The organism is Helicobacter saguini (assembly GCF_000762875.2).
Lineage (GTDB): Bacteria > Campylobacterota > Campylobacteria > Campylobacterales > Helicobacteraceae > Helicobacter_A > Helicobacter_A saguini.
Genome location: NZ_JRMP02000005.1, coordinates 1 through 12,344 on the forward strand (window position 1 = coordinate 1; position 12,344 = coordinate 12,344).

General features: G+C 37.3%; 9 protein-coding genes and 1 pseudogene. 6 read left to right on the top strand and 4 right to left on the bottom strand.

What is annotated here, in order from left to right:
* Positions 1 to 583 (bottom strand): annotated as a pseudogene (locus LS64_RS03965) (hypothetical protein); the annotation flags it as partial.
* A 306-nt stretch (positions 584 to 889) separates the two neighbouring features.
* Between LS64_RS03965 and LS64_RS03970 the strand changes: the two are divergent.
* Positions 890 to 1,879: a methionine ABC transporter ATP-binding protein gene (locus LS64_RS03970; protein WP_034571396.1), complete on the top strand. Its 990-nt coding sequence runs from the start codon at positions 890 to 892 to the stop codon at positions 1,877 to 1,879.
* Here LS64_RS03970 and LS64_RS03975 read toward each other — a convergent pair.
* Complete coding sequence (locus LS64_RS03975) at positions 1,876 to 2,250, bottom strand: RidA family protein (RefSeq protein ID WP_034571393.1); 375 nt, start codon at positions 2,248 to 2,250, stop codon at positions 1,876 to 1,878. The genes LS64_RS03970 and LS64_RS03975 overlap by 4 nt on opposite strands.
* A 115-nt stretch (positions 2,251 to 2,365) precedes the next feature.
* Here LS64_RS03975 and LS64_RS03980 point away from each other — a divergent pair, with 115 nt between their 5' ends.
* Positions 2,366 to 3,268, top strand: coding sequence for an LPP20 family lipoprotein (locus LS64_RS03980; protein WP_034571390.1), 903 nt, complete (start codon positions 2,366 to 2,368; stop codon positions 3,266 to 3,268).
* A 59-nt stretch (positions 3,269 to 3,327) separates the two neighbouring features.
* Here the strand turns inward: LS64_RS03980 and ccoG are convergent, their stop codons facing one another.
* Positions 3,328 to 4,899, bottom strand: a complete 1,572-nt coding sequence (gene ccoG, locus LS64_RS03985) for a cytochrome c oxidase accessory protein CcoG (RefSeq protein ID WP_081948301.1) — start codon at positions 4,897 to 4,899, stop codon at positions 3,328 to 3,330.
* A gap of 348 nt (positions 4,900 to 5,247) precedes the next feature.
* Between ccoG and LS64_RS03990 the strand changes: the two genes are divergently transcribed.
* Positions 5,248 to 7,551 carry an outer membrane family protein gene (locus LS64_RS03990; RefSeq protein ID WP_118962090.1) on the top strand — a complete coding sequence of 768 codons (2,304 nt, stop codon included), beginning with the start codon at positions 5,248 to 5,250 and terminating at the stop codon, positions 7,549 to 7,551.
* A 37-nt stretch (positions 7,552 to 7,588) separates the two neighbouring features.
* On the opposite strand, the gene LS64_RS03995 is transcribed toward LS64_RS03990, so the two are convergent.
* Positions 7,589 to 7,795 (bottom strand): DUF362 domain-containing protein, encoded by a 207-nt coding sequence (locus LS64_RS03995; RefSeq protein ID WP_337190725.1) that lies wholly within the window; start codon positions 7,793 to 7,795, stop codon positions 7,589 to 7,591.
* Positions 7,796 to 7,989: 194 nt separating this feature from the next.
* Between LS64_RS03995 and LS64_RS04000 the strand changes: the two genes are divergently transcribed.
* The 3 genes from LS64_RS04000 to LS64_RS04015 all read left to right on the top strand — a co-directional run bounded on the left by LS64_RS04000 (position 7,990) and on the right by LS64_RS04015 (position 12,262).
* On the top strand, positions 7,990 to 8,763 hold the full coding sequence (locus tag LS64_RS04000; RefSeq protein ID WP_034573445.1) for a J domain-containing protein: 774 nt from the start codon (positions 7,990 to 7,992) through the stop codon (positions 8,761 to 8,763).
* Positions 8,763 to 10,421 (top strand): NAD(+)/NADH kinase, encoded by a 1,659-nt coding sequence (locus LS64_RS13115; RefSeq protein WP_118988437.1) that lies wholly within the window; start codon positions 8,763 to 8,765, stop codon positions 10,419 to 10,421. The genes LS64_RS04000 and LS64_RS13115 overlap by 1 nt, the downstream gene beginning before the upstream one ends.
* A 194-nt stretch (positions 10,422 to 10,615) precedes the next feature.
* The gene (locus tag LS64_RS04015; RefSeq protein ID WP_034573628.1) at positions 10,616 to 12,262 is read left to right on the top strand and encodes a hypothetical protein; all 1,647 of its coding nucleotides are present in this window, start codon (positions 10,616 to 10,618) and stop codon (positions 12,260 to 12,262) included.
* Positions 12,263 to 12,344: the final 82 nt, after the last annotated feature.

Here is a 12,344-nt window from a genome sequence, read left to right on the forward strand (position 1 = left end):
CTTCTAGCCATCGCCTAAAAATCGCAATAAAATTATTCTTATCAATTTGAATCTTTTTAAGGTTTTTATTTGTAATTACAAAATTAGATTCTATAAATTCTTTTAGAATCTTAGAATCTGCCTCGTAATAAAATAACATTTTTTTAGAATCTAAAAGGCTTTGTAGTTCGCTGTAAAGTTGCTTAAATTCCTTGCTTTCGTGGTTACTAGGTGCTACATTCCAATTAAAATCATTTTGGCTGAAAATATGCTGTATCTCGTGATATTCAATAAATGCTATTTTTTCGCAATCAAACGCACCCAAAAACGCAGGGGGCAACTCATCGCTGTAAGTTTTTTCCTTGCCTATCGTTAAAATCAGCTGGATTAAAGATTCTATAATATCTTTATCATTTCCTTTTTTTGCTTCCGCCCATAAAAAATTAATATTATGATAAAGGCTTTGTATCGTATAACTAACGCAAAAATCGATATTTCCTAGCATTTTATTGCAATTTAAATCTTTTCCATTTTTTGAGCTTTTGAAAAAATCATTTTCAACATTTTTAATTACTTCTAACTCGCTAATTTTATCGCTATACATTCTATTCTGCCCTTTTTAGATTCTAAAAATCTTACAGTTTAAAAGCGTAATTTTAGCATTAAAGTTTAAGCAAAATATTTTTAATCAAAACATAGAATCTAATTTTATGTTTGTTCGCAAAGAAACCACCATTTAAGGTTAGAAAATTTTACAGAATCTAGATTCTATAAACCATTATTTTTATGCTAAAATATTACAAATTTAACTATTTAGATTCTATAAAATTTAAAAAAGTATGGAATCTTATAACTTTTTTATTGAAAAATTATTGCATTAGAGTTGCAACATAAATTTACAAGGCAAAATATGATAAAACTAACAAATATTACAAAAATTTATCCAAATGGATTTGAGGCTATTAAGGGTGTGGATTTAGATGTGCAAAAGGGTGATATTATGGGCATTATCGGCTATTCTGGCGCTGGGAAAAGCACACTTATTCGCATCATAAATCGCCTAGAAGAGCCAACAAGCGGGCAGCTTACAATAGAAAATGTGGATATGCTTGCCTTAAGCCAAAAGCAGCTGCAAAAAGAGCGGCAAAAAATCGGTATGATTTTCCAGCATTTTAACCTTTTAGAATCTAGAAATGTCTTTGGCAATGTGGCGTTTTGTTTAGAGATAGCCGGGTGGAAAAAAGATTGTATAAAAGTGCGTGTGGATGAGCTTTTAGAGCTAGTGGGCTTGAGTGAAAAGGCAGCGTTTTATCCAAGTCAATTAAGCGGCGGGCAAAAGCAGCGAGTAGCGATTGCAAGGGCTTTGGCGAATAATCCTAAGATTTTGCTTTGCGATGAGGCGACATCGGCTTTAGATTCTAAGACTACGCATTCGATTTTGGATTTGCTAAAGGATTTGCAGGCGCGATTTAACCTTACAATCGTGCTAATCACGCATCAAATCGAGGTCGTGCAAAAGATTTGCAATAATATGTGCGTGATGAGTGGTGGGCAGATTGTGGAGCGTGGCAACGTGGAGAGTGTGTTTGAGAAGCCGCAACATGCAATTACTCGCGAACTTTTGAGCTTTCTACCAGCCTTTTCAAGTGAGGAGATTTTGCGAAATGCGGGTAAAAACGCCTACAAGCTATCTTTCAAGGGCAAGTATATCCACGATGCGTTAATCTCGCAAGTGATTAAAAAATTTGATATTGATGTGAATATTTTGGCGGGCAATATCGAGGCGTTAAATAAGGCAGAGCTGGGCTTTCTTTTTGTGCAATTTATCGGCAGTGCTTTGCAAATACAAGATTCTATAAATTACTTAGAATCTAAGGGCATTTTGGTGGAGAGAATTTAATTTTTCCTAATCGCGACGCATTCAACTTCGACTTTGCTACCACGTGGCAACTCTTTTACCGCCACGGTGCTACGAGCTGGCTTGTGCGCGAAATATCCGCCATAAACTTCGTTAAACTCCGCAAATAGCGACATATCGCTAAGATACACATTCGTCTTTATCACATGCTCTAAGTCGCTCCCTGCCGCAATCAGCACCGCGCGCAAATTCTCGCACACCTGCTTTGTTTGCTCCTTAATATCGCCGAGCAAAAAATCGCCATTTGGCAAAAGCGGAATCTGCCCACTTGTGAAAATGAGTTTGTCAATCGCAATTGCTTGAGAATACGGACCAATAGCCTGTGGCGCGTCATTTGTGCTAATAATTTCCATGTTAATTCCTTTGAAAATCAAAATAAAAACCAAGATTCTAACATATAAATTTCTAATAAAATTAAACAAATTTGATATAATTTTGGCTATATTTTGTGCGATTTAAGGGTGATTTATGCGTGTTTTTAGGGCTATTTTGTGCGTTTTAATGGTGTGTTTTGTGGGCTGTGGGGGGGCTATTAGTGGGGTTAAAAAAGATTCTAAGACGCCGCAATATCTTTACGGGCAAGGCAGTGGCAGTAGCTTTGAAGTGGCAAAAGCTGAAGCCATCAAGGATTTAAGCACAAATTTGCAAGTGAGTGTAAAATATAACGCGGTGGATAACACAAGGCAAAATAACGACAAACTAAGCACTACAGGCTATTCTAACATCGCCTTAGAATCTCAAATCAAAGATTTGCCAAGTATCGAAGTTGTCAAAAATGTGAAAAAAGGTAACATTTACCAGGCGCAAGTGCGCGTGGATAAAAATATCCTACAAGATTCTATATTTACGCGGCTAAATGCTAGTGAAAGTGTGCTAGATTCTATATTACAAGAGTGTGGGACGCCTAGTTTTAGCACATTTGAGAAGTTTAAAAAGGTTTTAAGAGAATACAAACGCGATGTGAATTTGTATCAAATTATTAGCAAAAATGCAAGTTTTAACGCGGAAAAATTAAATGATTATGAGAAAATAGCGAATAATAAACCGCGATATAATGTTATCACAAACGCAGATTCTGTAGGCTTAAATCCGCGTATTGCAAGTATTACCTTAAGTGAAATTGATAAATTTATCACACTTGATTCTAATGCGAAAAGTGCGCTATTTGTGGGCTTTGATGAGGCTCTTAGTGATAATTTTAGGATTGACTTTCGCTTTTTTAGTTGCAAGGGCGATAGCAAGCTAGATTCCGCAATTAGCGTAAATACACACATAAAAGCTAGAGAATTAGGAGAGGAAAAAAATCTGCGCCGCATAGGACCGATAATTTATAAGGCAATTAAAGACCACAATGAAACATATAATATTTAAAGCTAACTATCTTTCAAGTGAAATAATCCTTACATAGTTCTAGGCTTTATTGTAAATATTTACTTCCCAAGCTTTGCATTGATTGCCTTTTGGCTAGGATACATAAAGAATGTCGTGTAGGTAATGTTTATATTCTCTTTATCATCGACTGCAAAGGCGCGGATAATTAATGGGATATTTCTATCCTCATTCATAGAATCATTTAGCGACTGCTTAGCCCTAATTAGCACGGTTAGACGTTTATCACCATTTGGATGGATTAGGAAGTCCTTCTCACCTTCGTGGTCTAGCACCTTTATCTCAAAATCTTTTGCCATATCACCTAGAATCTCAAAGCTAAATCTATGCTCTTTGCTATCCTTATTTTGTATCAAAAACTTATACGCATTATCGACCGCACCGCTATCGCGTATCATATAAAGCTGCGCGTCACGATTGATGTTTAATAGCATTGACTTGCGAATATTGCTAACGACTAAAAGCGCGGCAAATACAATACACAAAAGCACGATATAGCCGATAGTTTTCGCCCTAAACAATTTCACTTTATTGTGCTGTGCTATCGCATTTGGCGAGCTCCATGTCACAAGACTAGGGCGACCAAGCTTGCCCATCACCTCAGAGCAGGCATCCACGCACTCAAGGCAGTTCACGCACTCAAGCTGCACGCCCTTTCTAATATCAATGTGCGTAGGGCAGACCTTAACGCAGTGCAGGCAGTTTGTGCATTCATTCGCTGGATTTTGCTTCTTTGGCGCGATGCCGATAGCCTCGCCATTTGGACGATAGACCGCCCCGCCACGTTCGACATTATAGATTGACATTAGCGTATTATCATCAAAAAGCACGCTTTGCACGCGCGCATAAGGGCACATATAAATGCAGAATTTCTCGGCAATAAAGCACACCTCAAAGGTCATAAGCCCAGCAATCACAAGCCAAAAGCCAAGCAACATTTGATGATTTCCCACATCGCTAATGTAGGCAAAAAAGTCCTCAGGTGGCACAAAAAAGAATAGAAAGTTTGCCGCTGCAATGAGTGCTAAAGCCGTGAAAATCGCCAAGCCTACGATAAATCTAGCCCACTTACTAGCGGAATCTAGCACTAAAACTTCTTGCTTGTTGCTTACTTTTTTACGCAGTTTCAATAAATGCGTTTGGATAATATCGCGGTAAATCATACGAAAAAGCGTCTGCGGACAGCCCCAGCCACACCACACGCGCCCACCCATTGATGTCATCAAAAAGATTCCAACAAAAAGGATGATTAGCATAAAGGGCATCACATAAAACTCCTGAATGCTATACTCCACGCCGCCTAAATGCAGGACTTTGTGGTCGAAACTTAGCAAAAACAAGTGATGCCCACCATCGCCTAGCCGAATGAAAGGCATAATCATCACAACAATCGTAATAATCGCATACACAAAATAACGTTTCCTATGGAAATGCAGCGGTGGAATGGGGGTTATTTTTTTCTTTTCTTTTGGTTTTGCGTTGTTAGATTCTGTTTTGTTTATAGAATCTTGCGTTGTAGATTCTGTGTTTTTCGCATTATTAGAATCTGTTTTTATAGAATCTGTCGCGTTTTTAGATTCTATATTAGAATCTAAAGTTACTGAAGGTTGCATTTTTCTTCCTTTAAATGATTATCAAAATATGGGTATTTTTGAGTTAAATTTTCACGCTCGAATTATATAATTTTAAGCCAAAAAAAGCAATAAAATTTGTAATATTTTGAAGCACTTTAACAACACCATAAATCTAATGTTTAAAAATAATAAAATCACGAAAAATTTTAAGATTAGTTTAGATTCTATAATCTTGTAGGGCTAAAATATTTCTTAAATTCCTATAAATTACTTGACAAAGTATTATTATTTTGTGTATTATATTGATAGATTTTTTATAAATTCTTAATATTGAAATTGTAAAAATGTTATGGTTTTATAGAATCTAATTTATTTAAGGAGAATATTATGAAAAATGTAAGTGATAAAAAATTAAAGTTCAATTCTTTAGTTTCTATTGTCGTGGCGAGTGTGTTGCCTATTTTTAGTTTTGCTAAGAGTTTAGATTCTATAAACAATGTGGAATCTAATAAAAAAGATTCTATAAAACTAGCGAGTTTAGATTCTACACAAAATGCTAAATTTATAGAATCTAAATGGGAAGATTCTACACAATTACAGAATCTAGATTCTAAAGTAGATTCTATAAAAAACAAAGTAGATGTTTCGCTTTCGCTCAATATGACGGATGAAAATATAGATTCTATAAAAACACAGAATCTAGATTCCAAAGATTCTATACAAAATGAGATTGCCACGCCTTTGGCTTTGCCAAAGTCTCGCAATGACGCAAGTGAGGATTTTATAAAACTAGCGAGTTTAGAATCTAAAAACGTTCAATTACCCACCCCCCAACCCCCCTCCGCAATGGAGGGGGGCTTCACCCGCCAAACTTTTAAGGGAAAACAAAGCATAGAATCTAAAAATATAGATTCTATAAAATCACAGAATCTAGATTCTAAAGATTCTATACAAAATGAGATTGCCACGCCTTTGGCTTTGCCAAAGTCTCGCAATGACGCAAGTGAGGATTTTATAAAACTAGCGAGTTTAGAATCTAAAAACGTTCAATTACCCACCCCCCAACCCCCCTCCGCAATGGAGGGGGGCTTCACCCGCCAAACCTTTAAGGGAAAACAAAGCATAGAAACCAGCAACCAAGATTCTATAACCCTAGCGAGTTTAGAATCTAAAAACATAGAATCTAACAACCAAGATTCCATAAAACTAGCAGCAAATGACAATGAATTTAACTACGCTGATAGCTATGAAAGCGATGGTGATGATAGAGAAAGTCTAAAGTTTTTCACATTTAGCGGACAGCTAAGTAGCTTTGTAAAGGCTGGATTTAATCAAGCAAGGGTAGATTTAGCTCGTGGCATTTATCCTACTGAATCTTTTGCCACGATTTTTGGGCAGTTTAATACGCATTATAATTTCCTAAAATTTATCGAAAATGACTACATTACGCGGCTTAATATCAATGTGGGCGCTTCGGCTGCTGGGCTAATACTAGATAGCACATTGCGTGATGGCGCGCCCTTTGCAGAGAGCGGCTTAAGTAGCGGCAGCGGACTAAATAATAACTATATCGGCGGCTGGCAGGGCTTTACATTCGACTTGCCTGGCGTATCTTATCCATATAAGCATAATCGCTACTTTGTCGTGCAGGACGCAAATATCGACTTTGAGAGCAAGCTTGGCGATGGCATTGTAGCCGGACACGATTTAATCTTGGGCTTAAAAGCTGGACGCTACGCTTCAAGTATGGAATATCACAGCGGACATACGCAAGGGTTTAACCTTGACTTAAAATTTGGCTATGGCGACACGGATGAAAATGAGGCAAACTATGTGAAAATTTGGTGGTTTAGCTCATGGGGGCGAGCACTTATAGACCCTGAGTGGCTATATGACTACTTTGCGCCAAAATCCACGCTAATAAATGGCAAAAAAATACACTTAGGCATCCACGCACTAGGCTTAGACTACTCCTATGGCGGCGTAGGCGAGAGCGATAGCGGAGAGAGAGCGGGCAGCGCATTATTAATCCGCCCATTTATCTATTTCTACCCCGGACTTTATGAATCTATCGGGCTTAAAGCCGTGTATGAAGACCATTTTGGCAATGGCTTTGGGTATAAGGCGACATTGCAGGGCTTCTTTTTACACGTGCATGACGAGTATGTTGGCGGAAATAATAGGCGATATGATTCAGTAGTCGATGCGGAATCTGGCAATATAAACGCCATTTTGCAAGTTTTTATGTATAACTATAATGCGCGTTTTGGCTTGTATAAAAACTTTGGCTCTGGTAACTCGCACTTTGGGACGTATGGGAATCCGATGGGCTTTGACTTTTGGACTGGTAGCGTGTATGATATAGGTCCTAGCATTAGCGATGTGATAAATCGTGAGGCAATCACTGGCTATTTGAGCGGTGGTGGTAGCTATAATCTTAAGTATGGCACTTTTAGCTGGGATATACTAGCGCGAATTACTAGAAGTCCTAGAAGTGATGAAGAAAGCGTGGCTTTAACAATCAAACACGCCTTTAAAAACAACATAGGCTTAGGTTTGAAGCTTGAGTGGTTTAGAGATACGACAAAGGCAGGGTATAATCCGGGCGCCGCACTTGGTGGCACGCCTTTGAGCGCTGCTCGCACTGATGACCGCTCCCACGCCTTTATCATGTTTGATTATTTGTTTTAGATTCTATAGAATCTACAAGGTAGCATATTGTATATTCTTAATAATTCTTAATAATAATGGCATCTACGGGACAAACTTCAATACATAAAGGTTGTGATGAGTATCCATTGCACATTATGCAAAGATTAGATTCTATATGATAAATAGGTTCTTGCACACTTATTGCACTTGTAGGGCAGACTTCACGACATGCATCACATGCTATACATAGATGATTTATATATAAAGATTCCATATTATCCATTTATCCTAATTAAAAATTCCAAGATTCTATAATATAAATTAAGTATTTTTGGAATCTCAAAACAATTTATTTTATAAAGACTTGATTTATTAAAAATATATAGATTCTAATCTTAAAGTATTTTTGCTATAATGCGGAATGTTGAAAAGCGGTGGATTCTAAGAGTGAAAATGTGTTGAAAAGGCGTGTGGCAAATGATTTCTTGTTGCGATAAATATGTGCAAATCAAACTTATCCAAGATAGCAACTTGCTAAAAAAAGTCCTTGCTTACGCGGAAAAACACTTTAGCAAAAACTACCGACTTTCTAGCTCCGTGCTGATTTTGGACGATGGCGAAGTGGTGAAAAAAAACTATCTTATAAACTGGTGCTTTCACTCTTTAAGTCATAGCGAAGAAGATGAAAAAATCTTGCAAGATGCCCTAGCCCACAGCGATTTACCCATCCGCATAAAAATTATCAAATCAAAAGAAATACTAGAAAAAATCCGCGTAAAAGTGCAAATGCTAGGCACATCACGCATAATTTTGACACTAAGCAAACGCAACAAAGTCGCCGAGCGTTACATAAAAACGATGTTTGGCAACAACTACATAGGCATTTCTCAAAATGAAATCTATTTGCAAAGCAACAATGAATATTTTTGGGAAAAAGTCGTCACATTTTTGGGTAATAAAGTGATACATAATGTCGTTTTAAGCTTTGAATATAGCGATTTTAACAGCGATGATTTTTCTTTTTTAACCGCAGAGGAGCGAAAGTTAAGGCAGTGTTATGCGACTTTAGATTCTCAATTTGGCGATGATTTTGAGCTAGTTAAAAAGCGATATTTGAAGCTGGCAAAAGAATATCACCCTGATAATTTTTATGGTGAAAGTGAGAGCGAAATATCAAATTATACAACAAGATTCCATCAAATAACAGAAGCTTATAAGCGTATAAAACATTCTGGTTTAAAGGCGCACTAATGCCATTGCGAAGTTCTAATTTTCATAAGTTTATGGCTAAGAAAGTTAGCAAAGTTGGAATAGTTTTGCGACCAAATTCGCCACATATAAAGCCGATATTTTTAGATATTTTAGAGAAATTGCAAAAGGCTAAGATTTCGTGTATTTTGGAGAGTAATAGCGCGGAGATGATTTTTGGGAATTGCGTCATTGCGAGTGAAACGAAGCAATCTATGGAATCTAAAGGGAAAGATTCTAAGAAAAAAGATTCTAAAAATATGGAATCTAATTTAGATTCTAAAGCAAACGAAAATATAGATTCTATAGAATCTAAAAACGTAGATGTTTCGCTTAACGCTCAACATGACAAAAAAGATTCTAAGATTTTGCAAAACCTTGCCATACGCGATATTTCCTACATTTGCAATAAAGTTGATATGCTTTTTAGTATCGGTGGCGATGGGACGCTGCTCTCGGTGGCAAGGGCTAGTTATGGTAGCGAAGTGCCGATTTTAGGCATAAATAGCGGACGGCTAGGCTATCTTACAATCGCTTCACCTAGCGAAATTGATAATGTGATAGAGCGTATAAAAAAGGGCGAGTATATCATCCGCGAACACCTTATGCTTGAAGGTTTCATTCAAGATTCTAAGGAAACACAGAATCTAGATTCTAAAAACCAAAACACAAAAGATAAAAAGTCGTCAAGCGATAGCTTGACAATTAATGAAAACGTGCGTAGCACGCAACCTTGTGAGTCCCGCCTGTCGCGTGGTGCGCAAAAAGCGGAAACAACGCACGCAGAAGTGCGTGCGTCCGCTTTTTCGCAAGCGACAGAAGAGCGGGGCTCTCCCCCTTTAAGACAAAAAAGCGGCTGCTTTTTTTCGCAAAGGGGGAGCGGGGAGGGGGATTTGCGCTTTTTTGCGCAAAGTGTAAATGAAAATCAAAGAGACGTTATATTGAAAAATATCAACCAACAAAAACTAGATTCCATAGAATCTAAAAACGCAGATGTTTCGCTTAACGCTCAACATGACGATAGAAAAGATTCTAAGAAAAACATAGAATCTAACACAAAAGATTCTAAGCTATCGCCCATCCACCACCCTACTTTTGTAGATTCTAAAAACCAAACGCCCACTTTTAACACAGAAAATCCCAAAAAAACCAAAAATCTAATCAACAAAATCAACACCAAAGATTCTAAAAATAAAAAAAACGAGTGGCAAAATACGCACTTTTTCGCCTTAAATGAATTTTTGCTTTCTCGCGATGATTTAGGCGGTATGCTTGAGCTTGAAGCCTTTATTGATGGCGAGTTGTTTAATCACTATCGCTTGGATGGGCTGCTTGTGGCGACACCCACAGGTTCGAGTGCGTATAATATATCAGCTGGCGGCTCGCTTGTTTTCCCTAGCTGTCGCAATGTGCTGCTTACGCCTGTTTGTCCGCACGCACTCACGCAACGCCCGATTATCCTAAATGATGAGTTTGATATGCGTTTTAAGTTCTGCACTTCTGGCATTTTGATAGCCGATGGACAGCAAAGTATCCCTATTTCTAAGGGTAAAATCGTGCATATAAAAGTCGCAAAATATGGCGCTATGCTAGTTGAATTTAACACAAATTCCTACTTTATGCGTCTGCGTGACAAATTCGGCTGGGGACAAAGTGAATAGATTCTAAAAACAATGTAGATTCTATAGAATCTAAGCGATTTCTTTCAAAGATTCAGCATTTTATAAGTGGTTTTTTGCTATATTTTTACTTTTGTATTTATTTTTATATGTTTTTATATATTTTTATTTGTGTTTGTGTAACCTAAAATTTATAGAATCTGCGAGTTAAAATGTTTAGAAAATAAGGAGAAGTGATGAAAGATGCTATTACTAAATTAGAATCTATCCTTAATCAAGGGCTTTATGGACGCGAAGAGGAGGTGCGGTTGGCGCTCCTTTGCGTGCTTAGTAACAAAAATCTTTTGCTTTATGGGCATGATGACGCCCTTGATATACTTTCTCGTTTTCAAACGCTCTTTGGCGAAGTGCCGATAACTGCGAAGCTTAGCGTCTCAAAAAAGCACACCCGCAAGTTTGATAAATACACCGCGTATTGTGAGTTAGGCAACCATAGCAATACTGAATTTTTATATCAATATCTTTTTACGCAGAAAAATACCGCTGTTTTTGAGACATTAAAGCAGGTTTCACCTGAAGCCCAAAAACTTAAAAAATTTTTTGATAGCTATAATTTTAGGCAATTTTGGAATGATGAGAATAAAAATCACGCTATAAATTTTATAGAATCTTTGGTGATAAATGCAAATCCTACAGGCAGCAATCTAGATTCTAAAGATGATGAAAATAGCATTGCAAAGGAGCTTAGCAACATTAGCGACAAGCGTTTTAAGGACTTTTTGCACATTTTGGCGGTAAATATCATTATGAATGATAGAAATACGATTAGTCCTATTGATTTTGGGATGTTTTATTATTGTATGCGCGAGTGGCATGATGGGGTGAAATACCTTGAAAATACGATATGTAGCAGCCTTAGCACGGAGGATTTACCGACATTTGTGTATCACGATGAGGACTATGAGCGAAATTGTAAAGAAGAGTTTGCTAAGAAATACGAGAGTGAGCATAATCTCATTCCAAATGTGGAGTTTATGTTTTATGTGCCATATTCTAGTGCGCCAAATAAGCCGCAAAACGATATTTTTGTGCGGTTAAATCAGTTTTATACGCAGTATCAAAATCTTAATACGCAGGGAAATTCTAGCGATTTAGAGGATGATTTGAAATTATTGAAAGAAAAAGAAAAGATTCTAAAAGATGCGCAGTTGGAGGAAATGGAATTGAAAGAAAGCCAGTTAGCACAAGTCCAGCTAAAGCGTTCGGCATTTAAGCCTGTCGAGGATGGAATCAAGGCAAAAATTAAAATTGCAAGTGCAAAAGAGCATGAGTTTAAAGAGCAGCGAGAAAACTTGGAGGCGAAGTATAAAGATTCTAAGATTAAAGAGCAGCGAGAGGGCTTGGAGTCTCAAATTGCTGAAATAAAGGCGCAAGAGGCGCAATTTACAGAGGCGCGATTGAAATTAGAGGATGAGCTAAAAAAGGCGCGCGCAGGGCTTGAAGAAAAGCTAAAAAGCACACGCGATATTTTAGAATCTAAGCTAGAGGAAGTGAAAGAAAAAGAGCGAGATTTGCAGGTGGTAAAAGAGCGTGTGGATAGTGCTTTGGGTAACTTTAAAAGTGATGTTAGTGCGCGTGTAAAGGAGAGCAAGGATTATTTATCATCGCTTCGTTTGCTATCTGGTGGGCTAAATAAGGCTATTGATGCGTGTCAAAAGCAAATTGATAGCGTTAGCCGCCCAAATCCTGTGTGGGGAAATCCGCTGAAAGCCCACCTATCCGCCCTAAAAAGAATACAAAAAAACCTACCAAATTTAATAAAAGTTTTTGACGCACAAATAAAGAAATTTGAGGAGCAAAGTGCTAAGATACCAAAGGGGTAGTGTTTTGTTGTATGAAATGCAATGATACTTAAAATAAATCTACATTATAAAATCAATAACTTATGTTAAAAATAATTATAAA

What these genes read in the sequence shown, in the direction of transcription:
- ccoG (WP_081948301.1), bottom strand. Translation starts at nt 4,899, where the DNA reads ATGCAACCTTCAGTAACTTTAGATTCTAATATAGAATCTAAAAACGCG.
- LS64_RS03975 (WP_034571393.1), bottom strand. Translation starts at nt 2,250, where the DNA reads ATGGAAATTATTAGCACAAATGACGCGCCACAGGCTATTGGTCCGTAT.
- LS64_RS03980 (WP_034571390.1), top strand. Translation starts at nt 2,366, where the DNA reads ATGCGTGTTTTTAGGGCTATTTTGTGCGTTTTAATGGTGTGTTTTGTG.
- LS64_RS04015 (WP_034573628.1), top strand. Translation starts at nt 10,616, where the DNA reads ATGAAAGATGCTATTACTAAATTAGAATCTATCCTTAATCAAGGGCTT.
- LS64_RS13115 (WP_118988437.1), top strand. Translation starts at nt 8,763, where the DNA reads ATGCCATTGCGAAGTTCTAATTTTCATAAGTTTATGGCTAAGAAAGTT.
- LS64_RS04000 (WP_034573445.1), top strand. Translation starts at nt 7,990, where the DNA reads ATGATTTCTTGTTGCGATAAATATGTGCAAATCAAACTTATCCAAGAT.
- LS64_RS03995 (WP_337190725.1), bottom strand. Translation starts at nt 7,795, where the DNA reads ATGGATAATATGGAATCTTTATATATAAATCATCTATGTATAGCATGT.
- LS64_RS03970 (WP_034571396.1), top strand. Translation starts at nt 890, where the DNA reads ATGATAAAACTAACAAATATTACAAAAATTTATCCAAATGGATTTGAG.
- LS64_RS03990 (WP_118962090.1), top strand. Translation starts at nt 5,248, where the DNA reads ATGAAAAATGTAAGTGATAAAAAATTAAAGTTCAATTCTTTAGTTTCT.